At 68.4% G+C, this 15700-nt stretch carries 11 protein-coding genes and 3 tRNA genes; 6 read left to right on the forward strand and 8 right to left on the reverse strand.

Annotation, left to right across the window (positions count from 1 at the left end):
* The first annotated feature begins 51 nt into the window (after positions 1 to 51).
* Together ACFXHA_RS08130 and ACFXHA_RS08135 are read left to right on the forward strand one after the other, a co-directional pair.
* Entirely contained in the window at positions 52 to 216 is a 165-nt protein-coding gene (locus ACFXHA_RS08130; RefSeq protein ID WP_379354244.1) for a DUF5993 family protein, read from the forward strand.
* Entirely contained in the window at positions 210 to 881 is a 672-nt protein-coding gene (locus tag ACFXHA_RS08135) for a disulfide bond formation protein B (protein ID WP_379354246.1), read from the forward strand. The genes ACFXHA_RS08130 and ACFXHA_RS08135 overlap by 7 nt, the downstream gene beginning before the upstream one ends.
* Positions 882 to 933: 52 nt before the next feature.
* On the opposite strand, the gene ACFXHA_RS08140 is transcribed toward ACFXHA_RS08135, so the two are convergent.
* Positions 934 to 4797: an amino acid adenylation domain-containing protein gene (locus ACFXHA_RS08140; protein WP_379354248.1), complete on the reverse strand. Its 3864-nt coding sequence runs from the start codon at positions 4795 to 4797 to the stop codon at positions 934 to 936.
* A gap of 110 nt (positions 4798 to 4907) precedes the next feature.
* On the opposite strand from ACFXHA_RS08140, the gene ACFXHA_RS08145 reads away from it, so the two are divergent.
* Both ACFXHA_RS08145 and ACFXHA_RS08150 read left to right on the forward strand, forming a co-directional pair.
* Positions 4908 to 6524, forward strand: coding sequence for a (2,3-dihydroxybenzoyl)adenylate synthase (locus ACFXHA_RS08145; RefSeq protein WP_379354250.1), 1617 nt, complete (start codon positions 4908 to 4910; stop codon positions 6522 to 6524).
* A gap of 23 nt (positions 6525 to 6547) precedes the next feature.
* Positions 6548 to 7417: an oxidoreductase gene (locus ACFXHA_RS08150; RefSeq protein WP_379354252.1), complete on the forward strand. Its 870-nt coding sequence runs from the start codon at positions 6548 to 6550 to the stop codon at positions 7415 to 7417.
* A 16-nt stretch (positions 7418 to 7433) separates the two neighbouring features.
* On the opposite strand, the gene ACFXHA_RS08155 is transcribed toward ACFXHA_RS08150, so the two are convergent.
* Positions 7434 to 8816, reverse strand: coding sequence for a salicylate synthase (locus ACFXHA_RS08155; protein ID WP_379354254.1), 1383 nt, complete (start codon positions 8814 to 8816; stop codon positions 7434 to 7436).
* A gap of 160 nt (positions 8817 to 8976) precedes the next feature.
* On the opposite strand from ACFXHA_RS08155, the gene ACFXHA_RS08160 reads away from it, so the two are divergent.
* Together ACFXHA_RS08160 and ACFXHA_RS08165 are read left to right on the forward strand one after the other, a co-directional pair.
* Entirely contained in the window at positions 8977 to 11364 is a 2388-nt protein-coding gene (locus ACFXHA_RS08160) for a glycerol-3-phosphate 1-O-acyltransferase (RefSeq protein ID WP_379354256.1), read from the forward strand.
* Positions 11361 to 12878, forward strand: coding sequence for an HAD-IB family hydrolase (locus ACFXHA_RS08165; RefSeq protein WP_379354258.1), 1518 nt, complete (start codon positions 11361 to 11363; stop codon positions 12876 to 12878). Before ACFXHA_RS08160 ends, ACFXHA_RS08165 begins: the two co-directional genes overlap by 4 nt.
* Here ACFXHA_RS08165 and ACFXHA_RS08170 read toward each other — a convergent pair.
* From ACFXHA_RS08170 to ACFXHA_RS08195, 6 genes are all read right to left on the reverse strand, one after another.
* Positions 12875 to 13576, reverse strand: coding sequence for a polyprenol monophosphomannose synthase (locus ACFXHA_RS08170; RefSeq protein ID WP_379355003.1), 702 nt, complete (start codon positions 13574 to 13576; stop codon positions 12875 to 12877). The genes ACFXHA_RS08165 and ACFXHA_RS08170 overlap by 4 nt on opposite strands.
* A gap of 126 nt (positions 13577 to 13702) precedes the next feature.
* Entirely contained in the window at positions 13703 to 13870 is a 168-nt protein-coding gene (locus ACFXHA_RS08175; protein ID WP_167333406.1) for a hypothetical protein, read from the reverse strand.
* A 102-nt stretch (positions 13871 to 13972) separates the two neighbouring features.
* Positions 13973 to 14049 (reverse strand) — tRNA-Phe (locus ACFXHA_RS08180).
* A gap of 62 nt (positions 14050 to 14111) precedes the next feature.
* Positions 14112 to 14185: transfer RNA gene (locus ACFXHA_RS08185), tRNA-Asp, on the reverse strand.
* 37 nt (positions 14186 to 14222) lie between these two features.
* A tRNA-Glu gene (locus ACFXHA_RS08190) sits at positions 14223 to 14295 on the reverse strand.
* Between the two features lie 92 nt (positions 14296 to 14387).
* A complete protein-coding gene (locus ACFXHA_RS08195; RefSeq protein WP_379354260.1) occupies positions 14388 to 15053 on the reverse strand; it encodes a TetR family transcriptional regulator in 666 nt (221 codons plus the stop codon).
* Positions 15054 to 15700: the final 647 nt, after the last annotated feature.

Raw genomic sequence — 15700 nt, forward strand, 5'->3', positions numbered from 1 at the left:
CCGCTTCGCCTTAAACCCCTTTGACCTGCACAGCCGGTAGCGTCCGGCGCTATGGACACGCTGATACTCGCGGGTTTGCTCGGCGTTCTGTACTTGATCTGGAAACCGGGATCCCGACAGCGCGTGCTGGCGGCCTGGTGGATCGTGGCCCTGCTGTGCGCCGGGCTGCTGAAGTATCACATCACCAGCGGCCTCGGATTGGGGCTGACATGGTGACCGCCACCGATTCCGAGACCACCGGAACCTCCCGCGGCGGCGGGGTCCTCGGCCAGGTCCAGTACTGGCTGGCGGTGATCTTCATCGTCGGCTGGACCGGCGTCGTCTGCGGCGGCCTCGGCGTCCAATTCGGCACCTGGGACTACCCGTGTCCGCTGTGCATGCTGCAGCGCTATTTCATGATGCTGGCCGCGCTCGGCGGCGCGTACATCGTGCGCAAGGCCATGACCGGAACCATGGTGCGACGCGACTACATGATGGGCTGGGGTCTGGCCATCGTGGCCTGCTTCGGCGGCGGGTTCACCGCGTGGCGGCAGACCATGCTGCATATCCTGCCCGGCGACAAGGGCTATGGCGGCGCGGTACTCGGCCTGCACCTGTACGTGTGGGCGTTCGTCCTGTTCATCGCCGCGATCACGACAATCGGTGTAGTGCTGGCGTTCTCGCACGAAACAGCCTCGGAGACCATTCCGACCACCGGGCCGCATCGCGGCATCGGCATGCTGGCGATCGGCTTCCTCGGGCTGGTGATCGCCATCAACCTGGTGGCGACGTTCTTCCTGGAGGGCTTCCACTGGGTGCTGCCCGACGACCCGGCCTGCTACCAGCTGCTGCACGATCTCGGCATTCTGGACGGCGGTTGCGTCCTGCCCGCCGACCACTGAGCAACGCTCGCGATCCCCGCGCCCGGCGAAAAGGGCGCGGGGATCGTGCTTTTCAGGACAGGGCGAGGATCTCGTCGTCGGACATGGCGGCCACCTCGAGGTAGAGACGAGCCACCTCGTCGAGGCGTTCGGGAGTGCCTGCGCGCCGCTCACGGTCCAGCAGCCGCGAGCTCAGGCCCTCGACCGTGCGGGCGGCGAAGAAGTCCGCCACCACCGTGTCCGGAGCGTCGAGCCAGTCCCGCACCCGGGCGACGACGGCGGTCGCGAGCACGGAATCGCCGCCCAGGGCGAAGAAGTCGTCGCTCAGGCCGACCCGGTCCCGGCCCAGGACGGTGGCCACGATGTCGGCCACGGCGCGCTCGACATCGGTTCGGGGAGACCGGAATTCGCCGCCTCGCTCGCCCGCGGCCAGCAGGGTCGCGATGGCCTTCCGGTCCGGTTTGCCATTGCCGGTGAAGGGCAGTTCGGCCAGTAGCTCTACCCGGCTCGGAATCATGTAGGCGGGCAACAGATTCGCTGCGGCGTCGGTGAGCGCGGCCACCTCGAGCTCGACACCCTCCTCGGCGACCACCACGGCCGAGAGTTTCGGCGCCGTCGTGCCGATCACCGACGCGATGGCGTGCCGCACGCCCGGCAGGCCGCGCAGCACGCTCTCCACCTCCCCGAGTTCCACCCGGTAGCCGCGGATCTTGACCTGATGATCGGCGCGGCCCAGGAATTCCAGGCAGCCGTCCGGCAGGTAGCGCGCGAGATCCCCGGTGCGGTACCAGCGCAGGCCCTCGTGGGTGACGAACCGGTCCGCGCTGCGCTCGGCGTCGCCGCGATACCCGGCGGCCACCCCCGCCCCGCCGATCCACAGCTCACCGGTCACCCAGTCCGGGCAGTCCTGCCCCGACGGCCCGACCACCCGGCAGCGCACATTGCGCAGCGGCGTCCCGTACGGAACCGCCGACCATTCCTGCGGCACTTCGGCATTCACGACTTCGCAGATCGTGGAGTGGATGGCCGTCTCGGTGGCCCCACCCAATCCGGCGAACCGGCATTCCGGCGTGACCGCCGCGAGCCGCCCCGGCAGCGCCACATCCACCCAGTCGCCACCGAGAATGACCATTCGCAGACTGTCCAGCGGTGTTCCGGCGGCGGCCTCCAACACCATATCCAGCAGGCTCGGCACACAGTTCAACACCGAAACCCGGTGCCGCCGAATCATCTCCACCCAGCGGCCCGGTTCGCCGCGCTGTCCCTCATCCAGCGCGACGACCGCGCCCCCGGCACTCAACATGCCGAAGATGTCGTACACCGACAGATCGAACTCCAACGCCGACAAGGCGAGTGCCCGATCCGTGGCGCCGATCCCGAACCGCTCGTTCAGATCGTCGATGGTGTTTATGGCCGCCCGATGCGGCACCTCGACCCCCTTGGGCTTCCCGGTGGAACCCGACGTGAACAGCACGTAGGCAACGGCCTCCGGATCGGGAATCACCGCCTCCGCCAACGGTTCCGGATACACCCGAGCATCGCTCAGCACGACGGTCCGCACCTCGGGAACCTCAGCACCGCCGGTGACGGCCGCTACAACCGTGCCGGTGCGCAGAATCTCCGCGCGCCGCGCAGCGGGCTGATCGAACCCGATCGGCACATACACGGCACCCGCCGCCAGCACGCCCGCGGTAGCCACGATCTGATCCGGCCCCTTCGGCAACTGCACCGCGACCGCATCGCCCGGCCGCACCCCGGCCGCCCGCAGTGCACCGGCCACGGCCAGCGCCTCCGAGGCCAGCTCACCGTAGGTGAATACTCGTGTCTCGAAGGCAGCACCTCCGACGGGTTCGACCGCGCCCGTCTCCCAGATGATGGCGGGCGCACCGGAATTCGCGGCGGCGAAATCGAACAGCCCACTGTGCAGGGCACGCCCGGTGACCTCGCCGTCGGTGGCGTTCACCCGGGCACGAACGACCGCCTGCTCCACCGGAATCCGCACCGCCGCTTCCGCATCCCACCCCGCGCCACCGAAATGCTGTGCGGGTGTGGGGCTCGCCGCTACGTCAGCCACGGCGAGCTCGTCGAGACCCGCCAGGCGCAGGACGGCGTCGATGTAGCGGGTGAACATGGTTTCGACCAGGTCGGCAGGGAAGGCGTCGGAGCGGACGTCCCAGTTCAGCAGGATGCCGCCGCGCACCTCGGTGACCTGGGCGTCCAGGAGCACCTGCGGCCCTTGGGAAATGATCCAGACCGGGTCGCCGAATGTCGCGGTGACCTGGTCGGCGAACAGTTCGCCGAGGTTGATGGCGCTGGTGTAGACGATGGGCGCCAACACCGGTTCCGCCCGCAGGCGGCCGAGATCGCGCAGCACCTCGAGACCGCTGTAGCCGGAATGCGCTCCAGCGGCGTGCAATTCCCGCTGCAGTGCGCGGGCCCGCTCGGTGACCGTGGCGGGCTCACTGACATCCACCTCGAGCAGCACCGAGGAGGTGAAGTCCCCGACCACCCCATCCACCTGCGGATGCACCGGTTCCCGATGGAACAACGGCAGATTCAGCAGGAACCGCCGCTGCGCCGACCACCCCCCGATCGTCTCCGCGAACACCGACGCCAGCGCCATGGCCGGCGTGATCCCGCGCTCGTGAGCGGCAGCGAACATGCGCGCCTTGGCCTCCGGAGTGAGCCAGCGATGCAGGCGGATGGTCCGCGCCGCACAATCACTCGCCGACCCTGGTTCATCCACGGATGCGGCGGCCGGTGACGCCGGGCCTCGAACCGCGCCCGAGCCGTCGACCTCGGTCCGCCCACCGGTCGCGCCCGGCACCACTCCCGCGCCAGGCACCGCGTTCGCGTCCGGTGCCACCATCCGGGCCGGATTCGCCGGCGCACGGGCCGCCTGGTGCGAGCGCGGAAGTTCGGGTGCGCCGGGCAGCTCGGGAAGACGCGCCTGCCACCATTCGCGGTCAGCCGCGTGTTCTGGTGCGGGACCGGCGTGTTCGGCGAGGTACTGCCGGAAGGTGTAGGTCTGGGGTGGCAGTTGGTCGCCGTGGTAGAGCCGGGCCAGATCCGCCACCAAGATGCGGTAGCTCATGGCGTCGGCCGCGAGCATGTCCACATCCAGGTGCAGCCGGGAGCGGCCGTCCGGGAGCAGGGTCAGCGCGATGTCGATGACCTGCCCGTCCTCGACCGCCATGAGCTGGTGGATGCGCTTGTCCCGCAATGCTTCCAGCGTCCGCTCCACGGACTCCGGGTCGGCCGCCCGCAGATCGGTGACGCTCCACACCTCGCGGCCCGGCCGCTCCAGCGTCTGCTGGGTGCCGTCGGGCAGGAACCGGGTGCGCAGCATGGGATGCCGCCGCACCAGCGCCTCGACCGCAGCTCCCAGGCGCCCGGGATCCACACCGGCCCCGTCGAATTCGACATACAGATGCGCCGCGACCGCCCCCAGCTCCTGCCCCGCGGACCGCCCCACCCAGTACGCGTGCTGCATCGGGGCCAGCGCGAAAGGGCTCCCGTCGTCGTGGCCACCGGCCCGAGTCGCGCCACCGGCCTCCGCGCCCAGGCTGTCGATTGCGGCGGCGGGTGCCGAATCAACGTGCGTGGCCACGTGATTCGCCCCGGACATGGCATCCAGGTAAGCCCGGTCCGCGCGGTGGCCGGTCGGCTCGGTCGCCGGAGCCTGCTCGTCCACTCCGCCGAGGAGGCGGTGCCAGGCGGCGAGGGTGGGTTCGGCGGCGAGTTGGGCGAAGTTGACGGCCAGGCCGCGTTTGCGCCAGGCGCCGGCCAGTTTCATGGTGCGGATGGAGTCCAGGCCGAGCTGGATGAGGTCGTCGTGGTCGCCGATGGCGGACGGGTCGAGGGTGAGGTGACCGGCGATGGCGGCGCGGATCTCGTCCCGGGCGATGCTCGCCGAAGACCTCTGGGGTGACTCCATTTCCGCTGGTACTCCTTGTTCGAGGAATGTGCTTGGACAGCAGCGTAGCCGACTGAGATAGGGTTGCCTAACCTTTGCAAGGCCACCCTTACTAGCTAGAGGTCAGAGCTGTGACATCGCATGCAACCGCCGCCACGGACCACCGCGACGGCTTCGTCCCGTTCCCCGCCGACCTCGCCGAGCAATACCGGGCGGCGGGCTATTGGGCGGGCCGGCCGCTCGGTGAACTCCTGCGGGACACGGCCCGGGCATGGCCCGATCGGCCCGCACTGCTCGGTGACACCACGACCACCTATGCCGAACTCGATCGGGCGGCGGACCGAATGGCCCACGGCTTCCTCGCGTTCGGCATCCGGCCGGGCGACCGGGTCGTGGTGCAGCTGCCGAACGTCGCCGAGTTCATCCCGATGTTGTTCGGGCTGCTGCGGGCCGGGATCATTCCGGTCCTCACCCTCCCCGCCCACCGGCGCGCCGAGATCGAGCATCTGGCAAGGCTTTCCGGCGCCGTCGCGTACGTGGCCGCCGACCGCCTCGGCGACTTCGACTACCGCACCCTGGCCGCGGAGGTGAGCGAACGCGTACCCACCCTGCGGCACGTGCTGATCCTGGGCGATCCAGGCCCGTTCACCGACCTGAATTCGATTCCCGCCGACGGCGATTCCCTGCCACCGGTCGATCCCACCGATATCGCACTCATGCTGGTCTCCGGCGGCACCACCGGCCTGCCCAAGCTGATCGCCCGCACCCACGACGACTACACCTACAACGCGAAGGCCAGCGCCGAGGTCTGCGAACTCGGCCCGGACGACGTCTATCTCGCGACTCTCCCTGTCGCCCACAACTTCCCGCTGGCCTGCCCCGGCGTGCTGGGCACCGTGGCCACCGGCGGTGCGATGGCCTTCGTGACCGATCCCAGCCCGGAGAGCGCCTTCGCCGCCATCGAACGCCACCGAGTCACCGTCACCGCCGTGGTGCCGCCGTTGGCCCAACTGTGGTCCGCGGCAGTCGAATGGGAGGACGCGGACCTGTCCTCGCTGCGCCTGCTGCAGGTCGGCGGCGCGAAGCTGGCGGAGGTGAACGCCCGCGAGGTCACGCCCGCGTTGGGCGTGCGGCTGCAGCAGGTGTTCGGCATGGCCGAGGGCCTGCTCAACTACACCCGCGCCACGGACTCCGACGATCTGGTCTGCACCACCCAGGGCCGCCCCTTGTCACCCGCCGACGAGGTCCGGGTGGTCGACGAGGACGGCCACAACGTCCCGGACGGCGAGGAGGGTGAGCTGCTCACCCGCGGCCCTTACACGCTGCGCGGCTATTACCGTGCCCCCGAACACAATGCGCGCGCCTTCACCCCCGACGGCTTCTACCGCAGCGGCGATCTGGTCCGCCGCCTGCCCAGCGGTCATCTGATCGTGTCGGGCCGCATCAAGGACGTCATCAATCGCGGCGGTGAGAACATCTCCTGCGACGAACTCGAGGAGCATCTGCTCGCCTATCCGGGCGTCCGCCACGCCGCCGCCGTCGGCCTGGCCGACCCCGCTCTGGGCGAGAAGGTCGGCGTCGTTCTGGTGACCACGGGCGAGCTACCGTCGCTGCCGGAGATCAAGACCTTCCTGACGGCGCGCGGCCTGGCCACCTACAAGCTGCCGGATGTGCTGCGGCAGGCCGACTTCCTGCCGGTCACGGCCGTGGGCAAGATCGACAAGAAGGCCCTCGCCGCGCGTATCTGACGCACTCGTCATAGAGTTCATCTATGGGCGGGTGGAACACAGCGAACATTCCGGATCAGACGGGCCGGATCGTCATCGTCACCGGCGCCACCAGCGGCCTGGGCGAGGCCACCGCGCGGGCCCTCGCCGCCGCCGGGGCGCAGGTGATCATGGCCTGCCGCAATGAGATCAAGGCGCAGGCGGTGGCCCGCACCATGCCCGGGGACGTGCACATCCGGGCACTGGATCTGGCCGATCTGACCTCGGTGCGCGCCTTCGCCGACACCGTCGAACGGGCCGACGTGCTCATCAACAACGCGGGCGTGATGGCGGTGCCCAAGCGCGCGACCGCCGACGGCTTCGAATTGCAGATCGGCACCAACTACCTCGGGCATTTCGCCCTGACCGGCCTACTGCTGGACCGGATTTCACACCGTGTCGTGAACACCTCCAGCATCACCCACTTCATCGGGCGCATCGATCTCGAGGATCTGAACTGGGAGCGGCGCGCCTACTCCCGCTTCGGCGCGTACGCGCAATCCAAGCTGGCCATGCTGCTGTTCACCTATGAGCTCCAGCGGCGGCTGACGCTCACCGGCTCGGACAAGCTCGCGGTGGCGGCGCACCCCGGCTACGCGGCCACCGAGATCAGCGGCGAGACGCAGAACGTGCTGGAACAGATTGTCGGGCTCGGCAATCGCCTGATCGCGCAGAGCGCCGAGATGGGCGCGCTGCCCACGCTGTACGCGGCCACCGCCGAGGTGGAGCCCGGCGGCTACTACGGCCCGGACCGGTTCAACTGGCGCGGCAATCCGACCCGGGTCGGATCCAACGCCGCCTCCCACGACGAGAAAACCGCCCGGCAGCTCTGGGAGCTGTCCGAGCGGTTGACCGGCGTGGAATTCCGCGTCTGACCCCACGCCGGGTTTCTCAGGCGCGCACCACGTAAGGCGCTACGCTGCCCAGCTTTTCGCAGGTCTCCTCGAATTCCCGCTCCGGCCGGGATTGGCCGACCACGCCCGCGCCGGCCCGCAGCCATGCGCCCGCGCCGGTCTGATAGACCGCGCGCAGCACCAGCGTCGCCTCCAGCGCGCCGTCGGGCGAAACCGTGACCACCGCACCGGAATACAGCCCACGCGGGTCGTGATCGAGGCGGAAGACGGCGTCCACGCCGGCGGCCTTGGGGATGCCCGAGGCGGTGACGGAGGGGAACAGCATCTCGAGCGCGTCCCACGGGCTGCGGTCCGCCGCCAGGCGACCGCGCACCGTCGAGGCCAGATGCTGCACGCTGCCCCGTTCGCGCACCGCCATGAAGTCGGAGACCGCGGTGGTGTCCGGCTCGGCGACGGCGGCGATCTCCGAGAACGAGGTCTGCACGGAAATGGCGTGCTCGACAATCTCTTTGGGGTCCTTGACCAGCTCGGCGCGCGCCGCCGTATCGACCTCGTCGCCGCGCCCGAAGGCCCGGGTCCCGGCCAGCGGCTCGGTGGTGACCACGCGGTCGTCGTCCACGGCCGCCACCAGTTCGGGGCTGAAGCCCGCGGCCTCGAGTCCGCCGAGGCGCAGCAGGAACGAGCGCGCGGGCGTGTTGTGCATGCGCCCCAGCCGGTAGGTGGCCGGAATGTTCACCGCGAAGGGCAGTTCCACCTTCCGCGACAGGATCACCTTCTGGTATTTGCCCGCCCCGATCTCGGCGACGCCGGTGGCGACCCGATCCCGGTATCCGGTGGGATCCACGGTGACGTCCACCGGATGCGCCACCGCCGGAGCGGTCTGCTGGGCGGCGGCGATCAACGCGTGGATATCGCCGGTTTCGGCGGGCGTGGCACCCGACACCCGGACACCGGACGCGTCGATGCGCACCTCGATGCGCGGAATCATCAAGTGCGCCAGCGTCGCCCGGGGATGCACATGCTCGGTCGCGCCCAGCGACCAGGCGCAGAACTCGAATCCGATCCAGCCGTAGGCGTTCCGGTCGCCCACCGGCAGTCCGGCCAGCGCCCGGTCGACGGCCTGCGCGGGGCTGCCGGTCCACGGGCCCGCGGTGGTGTGCCCGTCCCAGCTCACCCGCAGCTCGTTGGCGTCGAGCTCGACCCCGCCGATCGGGTCGGCCGCGAACACCCAGGTTCCGGGCCGCTCGTAGACCACGTACTCACCGAAGCGATCCGCCGCCGCCAGCGCGGAGACCGCCGCGACCGGATCGGTGACGTGTTCGCCCCACCGCTGCTCCCCCGCGACCCGTACCCGTTCGTCAGCGACCGACACCAGACCTCCAAGGTTATGCTTACCTAAGTTGTTGAGTGAGGTTAGCATTACCTTCCTAGATGTGGGCAAGGCTCGATCGCGACCTCGATCACGCAGCCCCCGGCCGCCCTGAAACCCCCGCCCCGACCGGCTAATTACGCGACCTCCCATCCCGCCGCGCGCGTTTGGGATTCAATGGAGATCAGCGGCTCATGCGGAGGTAACGAAGATGCTCGATCATGACAGCCGGCTCCCCGAGGCCGCGCTCACCGCTCCGCATTCCGTGGTCGCACTCGTCGACGCCACCTCACCGGTGGAACGCGAACTCGTCGGACACTGGCTCGCCGAGGGCGGCATCACCCAGGAGTTCGGCACCACCGCACCCGTCACCCAGATCGACCTCGACCCGGTGGCCGTCACCGACCGGCTGGTCGGGCGCAGCGACGACCCGCTGGTGGTGCCGGTCCGCGTGCTGTGGCTGCCACCGGAGCGAGACGGCGTGCGGCGCACCACCTTCAGCGATCTGGTCACCCTCACCAACCCCCGCAAACCGAACCGGCTCATGCAGCGGCGGCTGCTCAGTAAGGCCCCCGACCGGCACCTGGTACTGACCGGACAGCCCGCCCGGCTCAGCGAGCTGCGCGCCAACAATCCCGGATCCGCCGCCGCCCCCGGCACTTTCGGGCGGGCCATCGTGCGCGCGGGCATCGTCGCCCTGGAACGCGCCGAACGCGCGGTCATCGGCGACCGGTACAAGGTGCCGCGGCTGGTGGTGGAGGAGATCCTCGATTCACCGGAATTCCTGCGGCGGCTCGACGCCATCGCCGAAGCGACCGGCCTGGCGTCGCGGGAGGTCTACCGGCGCGCGGAGAAGGGGCTGCGGGAACTCGTCGCCGCCCAGTCGCGACTGGTGTCGGACCTGTTCACCCAGGCCATGCGGCCCGTGCACGCCTCCACCTGGAAGGTCGACTCCGACCTGAGCGGGCTGGACCGGCTGCGCACCCTCAACCGGCGCTACCCCTTGGTGTTCCTGCCCTCGCACCGCTCCTACGTGGACGCCTTCGTGCTCGGGGACATCCTGGCGCGCAACGACTTCCCGCCCAATCACGTGGTCGGCGGGGCCAATCTCAAGTTCTGGCCGATCGGGCCGATCGCGCGGCGCACCGGAACCGTGTTCATCCGCCGCAGTTTCGGCGACGACGAGGTGTACAAGGCCGTCGTCGAGGAGTACTTCGCCTACCTGCTCGCCAAACGCTTCAACCTGGAGTGGTACTTCGAGGGCGGCCGCACCCGCACCGGCAAGCTCCGCCCGCCCCGCTACGGACTGCTGAATTACCTTGCCGCCGCACTGCGTTCGAAACGCATCGACGACGTCATGCTGGTGCCCGTCTCCATCACCTACGAGCGGCTCAACGAGATCGGCGCCATCGCCGACGAGCAGACCGGCGGCAGCAAGCAGGCCGAGGGCCTGGCCTGGCTGGCCCGCTACGTGCGCAACCAGCAGCACTCCGCCGGGCACGTGTACATCCGCTTCGGGACCCCGCTCTCGGCGCGCGACCGGCTGGCCGTGCACGGGGATCCACTGACGGCACACCCGATTCCGGCCGACGACGACAACTCCGAACTCGAGCACCTGGCCGCACTCGAGCATCGCGCCGTGCAGCAGCTGGCCTTCGAGGTCGCGGTCGGCATCAACGACGTCACCCCGGTCACCGTCAACGCGCTCACCACCCTGGTCCTGCTGGGCGTGCACGAACGCGCCCTCACCCGCCGCGAACTGCGCACCGCCATCGAGCCCGTGCTCGGCTACGTCGAGAACCGGCACCTGCCGCACGGCGAAATTGCCACGCTGCGTGAGGATCATCGACTGGCGGTGGTGCTCGAGCAGCTGGCCATCGCGAAGGTGGTGACCGTCTATCGCGGCGGCCTGGAACCGGTGTACGCCATCAATGCCGGAGCGCACCTGGAGGCCGCGTTCTATCGCAACAGCGCGGTGCACTGGTTCGTCAATCGCGCCATCCTCGAACTGGCCATCCTCAGTGCCGTCGAAGCGCCCGAGGGCGATCAGCTGCGAACCGGGTGGGAGGCCGCCTACCGGCTGCGGGACCTGCTCAAATTCGAGTTCTTCTTCCCCGAACGCGCCGAGTTCACTGCTCAGCTCACCACCGAGATGCTGCTGGTCGACCCGGAATGGCACCGCCGCACCGCGGCCGGCACCGTCGGCTCCGAAATCCTGGCCAAGCTGGCCGAATCCGGATTCATGATGGCGCACCGCGTGCTGCGCTCGTTCTTCGACGCGCAATTGGTGGTGGCCGAACGGCTCGCCGCCCGCGACCCCGTCCTCGAGGTCGACCGCAAGGCCCTCATCGACGAATGCCTGCACGTCGGCAAACAGATGCTGCTGCAACAACGGCTGCACAGCCCGGAATCGGTGTCCTCCGAATTGTTCGGCAGCGCGGTCAAACTCGCCGACAACCACGGACTGCTCAACGCCACCGAGGATCCCGCGGACCTGGCCGCCCGCCGCGCCCGCTTCGCCGCCGAACTGCGGGCCATCGGCGCGCGCATCTCCCGCGCCGCCACCCTCGACCCCTCCAATCGGCTGGAAGCGCTGTGACACACCGGGTCCGGGGAGTCGCGGCGGGCCGTCCCACGCTGCCGCTCCGGCCCGGCGTCGGCGTCACCCAGCGGCCCGTCGGTGCGATGGAGCTCGACGAGGCCCTCGCCGCGGTGCGCTCCGGACCGCAGGGGCCGCGCATCGCCGCCGTCTTCGACTTCGGCGGGACCGTGGTCAACGGCTTCAACCCGCCGCCGTGGCCGCGACGGCTGTTGCGGCGCAGCAGCACCCAGGGCGCGCTCACCGCCGGGCTGCTGGGCAGCATTCGCGGAGCCCGCAGCGAAGGCGAATACGAGCGCTTCCTGCAGAACGTCATGTACGGCTGGGCCGGCGTCAGCGAAGCCGACCTCGAGGAGATCGGCCGGGACATCTTCGCGCACAGCGTGTACGGGCACATCTATCCCGAGGCCTGGCGGCTGGTGCGCGAGCACGAGGCCGCCGGGCACACCCTGGTGCTGGTCAGCTCGGTCACCCGCTACCAGGTGCGGCCGGTCGCCGACGAGCTCTCGATCCAGCATGTATTGACCACCGCCATGGCCGTGCAGGACGGCGTCCTCACCGGGCACGTGGAGGGAAAGCCACTGTGGCGCAATGGCAAAGCCGACGCGGTCCGCCGTTTCGCCATCGCCCACGATCTCGACCTGACACAGAGCTGGGCCTACGCCGACAGTGCCGCGGACCTGCCGCTGCTGCAGACGGTCGGACACCCGGTCGCGGTCAACCCGGATCCGCGGGTGGTGCTGGAGGCCGCCGAAAAGGATTGGCCGGTGCTGCATTTCCGGCCCCGGCAGTCACCCCGGGCCACCGACTACATCCGCACCCTGACCGGGCTGACCGGGCTGCTCGGTGGGGCGCTGTTCGGGGTCGCCGCCAAGGCGCACACCAAACAGCGTCGCCAGATGGCGGATTCGATGATGACCCACGCCGCCGACTCGACCCTGCGCGGCACCGGGGTGAAGATCCGCGTCACCGGGGCCGAGCACACCCGCGCCCCGCGCCCGGCGGTGTTCATCTTCAACCACCAGAGCCAATTCGACATCGTGGTGCTGGCCGAGGTGCTCGGCACCGGATTCACCGGTGTCGCCAAGCGCGAGATCACCAAGAACCCGATCTTCGGTCCCCTCATGCGATTCGTCGAGGTGACCTTCATCGATCGCGCGAACACGGTGGCCGCCAAGGCCGCCCTGGAACCGGTCGTCGAAACCCTGCGCGGCGGACTGTCGGTGGTCATCGCACCGGAGGGCACCCGCTCGCTCACGCCGCGCGTGGGCCCCTTCAAGAAGGGTGCGTTCCACATCGCCATCCAGGCCGGGGTGCCGGTCATTCCGGTGGTGATCCGCAATGCCGGTGAAATCGCCTGGCGCAACTCGGCCGTCATCCGCAAGGGCCACGTGGACGTGGCCGTGCTACCGCCGATCGATGTCGGCGGCTGGGACCCGGCCGACCTGGACGCGCACGCAGAGCAGGTCCGTCAACTGTTCGTCGACACCCTGCTCCACTGGCCGAAAAGTTAGACGGCCCGCCCGAACAGCAGCTTCCACGGCATGGCCGCGGACTCCAGCTGCACCTTCAGGCTCATCTTGGACGCGCCCAGGGTGCGCTCCTCGAAGCGGATCGGCACCTCGGCGATGGCGATGCCCTTCTTGACCGTCCGGTAGTTCATCTCGACCTGGAACGAGTAACCGTTCGACTTGATCGAGGCCACATCGATGGCGCGCAGCGTATCCGCCTTCCACGCCTTGAAGCCGGCGGTCGCGTCCTTGACGCCCAGGCGCAGAATCATATTCACGTAGAAGTTGGCCCACGCCGAGAGCGCCTTGCGGTACCACTTCCACTCCGCGGCGGTGGAACCACCGGGGACATAACGGGATCCGAGCACCACGCCCGCGTCCGTCGTCTCCAGCTTCTCCAGCATGGCCGGAATGACCTCGGCCGGGTGCGACAGATCGGCGTCCATCTGGATGACGACGTCCGCGCCCTCGTCCAGCGCCTTGGTGATACCCGCGATGTACGCGCGGCCCAGGCCGTCCTTCTCGGTGCGGTGCAGGACGCTCACCACGTTCGGCAGGTCGGCGGCCAGCTTGTCGGCCACCTCACCGGTGCCGTCGGGCGAATTGTCGTCCACCACCAGCACGTGCAGGTCGGCCACCGGTAGCGCGGTCAGCCGCTCCACCGCCACCGGCAGGTTCTCCCGCTCGTTGTAGGTCGGCACCACCACGGTGACCTTCAAGGCTTTACCCTCCCGCTTGGTCGTTTTCTGGCACCGAAACCGTACCTGGTCCACCTGAGTGCCTCGTGAGCGCACCGAGCAGGCGCGCTCACCCCCATCACCCAGGCGTCAGGAGTCTTCTTGGTCCGAGCGCCTATTTCGTTCTCGCACAATATCCAACGCCCGCTCGGCTGTCGCCTTATCGGGATACGGGCCCATGCGTTCGGCGAACCAATGCTGCTTTCCCTGCTCGGCCCGATGATGCTTGAGGCAGTAGTACCACTGATCGTCAGCCATGAATCCAGCATGGCACCAAGATCAGAAGCAGCAGCTCGAAAACACGCGAAGAACCCCCGGAACGCCGAAAGACCCCCTCCGATGGAGGGGGTCTCTCAGAACTGGTGGCCAGAGCCGGGATTGAACCGGCGACCTTCCGCTTTTCAGGCGGACGCTCGTACCAACTGAGCTACCTGGCCGAAAGGCACCCGATTCGAATGCCAAACTTTGTACTCACTTCTCCTGGTTACGAGAAGTCTTGCGACCCTGACGGGACTCGAACCCGCGACCTCCGCCGTGACAGGGCGGCGCGCTAACCAACTGCGCCACAGGGCCTTGCTACTGTGCTCCTACAACGGTGTTTCCACCGTTGTACCCCCTACGGGATTCGAACCCGCGCTACCGCCTTGAAAGGGCGGCGTCCTAGGCCGCTAGACGAAGGGGGCCCGCCGGATTTCTCCGGACCGTTTGCTCAACGGCTTCCGTTGGGAGCGGAGATAGCTTATGACAGGCTCCGCGTTATTCCCAAATCAGCTGGTCAGAGTCCCAAGTTGAGATCTTCGAGCTTCGCGGACACCCGCCAGCCCACGCGCCGGAACTCCTCGATCCACTCGGGAGTCGCGGTGGCATCCACGATCACCTCGAGCGCCTCGGCGAACCGGGCACGCAGATCCGCCGGACCTGCCAGCACATCGGCGATATAACGCTGACCCGCCAACGCGGCCGCCAGGGTCCGGGTGAAGCGGTCCGGGTCGGCGTCGGCGCGCAATTGCTTGTGCTCCGTGGCCTTCACGGCGAGCTGCCGAATGGCACGGCCCAGAATGCGACCACCGCCGGCTTGAATATCTCGATAGAACTCCGGCTCGATGATGAGCCGGAACTCGGCTTGGATGATGATGTCGTTCTCCAGCCGCAGCGCGATCTCGTCGATCATGCCGTGCAGCACGTCGAGTGGACCGAGATCGGTTCTGGCGAGCCACCTTTCGGTGGATACCCGATAGCGGTCGACCGCCGCTTCCAGAACCGCGCGCGCCAGGTCCTCCTTGGAGTCGAAGTGAAAGTACATGGCCCCCTTGGTCGCCCGGGAGCCTTCCAATATGCGGTTGAGCGATGCAGCGGCATAGCCGCTCTTCCCGAACTCAACGGCGGCGGACCTGATGATCGCCGCGCGTGTCCGGCGGGCCCGCTCCTGTTGCCGTGCCATGCTCGAAACGCCTCCGAAGCTAGCTAACCGTCGCCGACCGGCTTCCCGGCCTCGACGCAAAGTTACGTGTCTTTCAAATACTTCAAATGGGGCTACACCCCGAATTACCAAACCTTTGGTACGAAAAAGCGCGAAAAACTTGAAACACACCAACTGGTATAGTTTTTCCCGCCCGGGTGCACCGCAGGGGGTGCGCACCCGGGCGATCACGTCGTATCGGTCCGCCTCCCCGCAGCTTCATGTGATGGAGCCGCGATCAGCCTGACCGGTCGCGACCACGTTCGGGCACATCAACGATAAGCCGAATCCCGTGCCGCCGGGGCAATCCCGGTTCTTCGGGAATTCACCAGTCGGTCACCGTACCCGGTAAGCGCACCCAGCGTGAGGTGTACCGGAGAGTCAGTTAGCCAGCACACCCCCTATCTAAAACCGCAATTTCCCAGCAATCGTATGGACGTTTGGCCTGAAACGACGAATTCGCCCATATCCCATCGATGTTCGGCAGTTCGATCACTGCCGTATGCGACATCCGCTCTGACACCGCATCACCGAGCGGCCGACACCCCCGCATCCGCGAAGGTCCCGGCCGGCCTGCACCCCCTGCCCCAAAAAGCTTGCCACGCATCACCATTGGATGATATTCGCAC

The sequence above is a fragment of the Nocardia sp. NPDC059240 genome (assembly GCF_042753865.1).
Taxonomy (GTDB): Bacteria; Actinomycetota; Actinomycetes; order Mycobacteriales; family Mycobacteriaceae; genus Nocardia.

Bases quoted from the DNA above. Each gene is read 5' to 3' on its own strand.
- ACFXHA_RS08130 (WP_379354244.1), top strand. From the start codon at position 52: ATGGACACGCTGATACTCGCGGGTTTGCTCGGCGTTCTGTACTTGATC.
- ACFXHA_RS08135 (WP_379354246.1), top strand. From the start codon at position 210: ATGGTGACCGCCACCGATTCCGAGACCACCGGAACCTCCCGCGGCGGC.
- ACFXHA_RS08140 (WP_379354248.1), bottom strand. From the start codon at position 4,797: ATGGAGTCACCCCAGAGGTCTTCGGCGAGCATCGCCCGGGACGAGATC.
- ACFXHA_RS08150 (WP_379354252.1), top strand. From the start codon at position 6,548: ATGGGCGGGTGGAACACAGCGAACATTCCGGATCAGACGGGCCGGATC.
- ACFXHA_RS08155 (WP_379354254.1), bottom strand. From the start codon at position 8,816: ATGCTAACCTCACTCAACAACTTAGGTAAGCATAACCTTGGAGGTCTG.
- ACFXHA_RS08160 (WP_379354256.1), top strand. From the start codon at position 8,977: ATGCTCGATCATGACAGCCGGCTCCCCGAGGCCGCGCTCACCGCTCCG.
- ACFXHA_RS08175 (WP_167333406.1), bottom strand. From the start codon at position 13,870: ATGGCTGACGATCAGTGGTACTACTGCCTCAAGCATCATCGGGCCGAG.
- ACFXHA_RS08195 (WP_379354260.1), bottom strand. From the start codon at position 15,053: ATGGCACGGCAACAGGAGCGGGCCCGCCGGACACGCGCGGCGATCATC.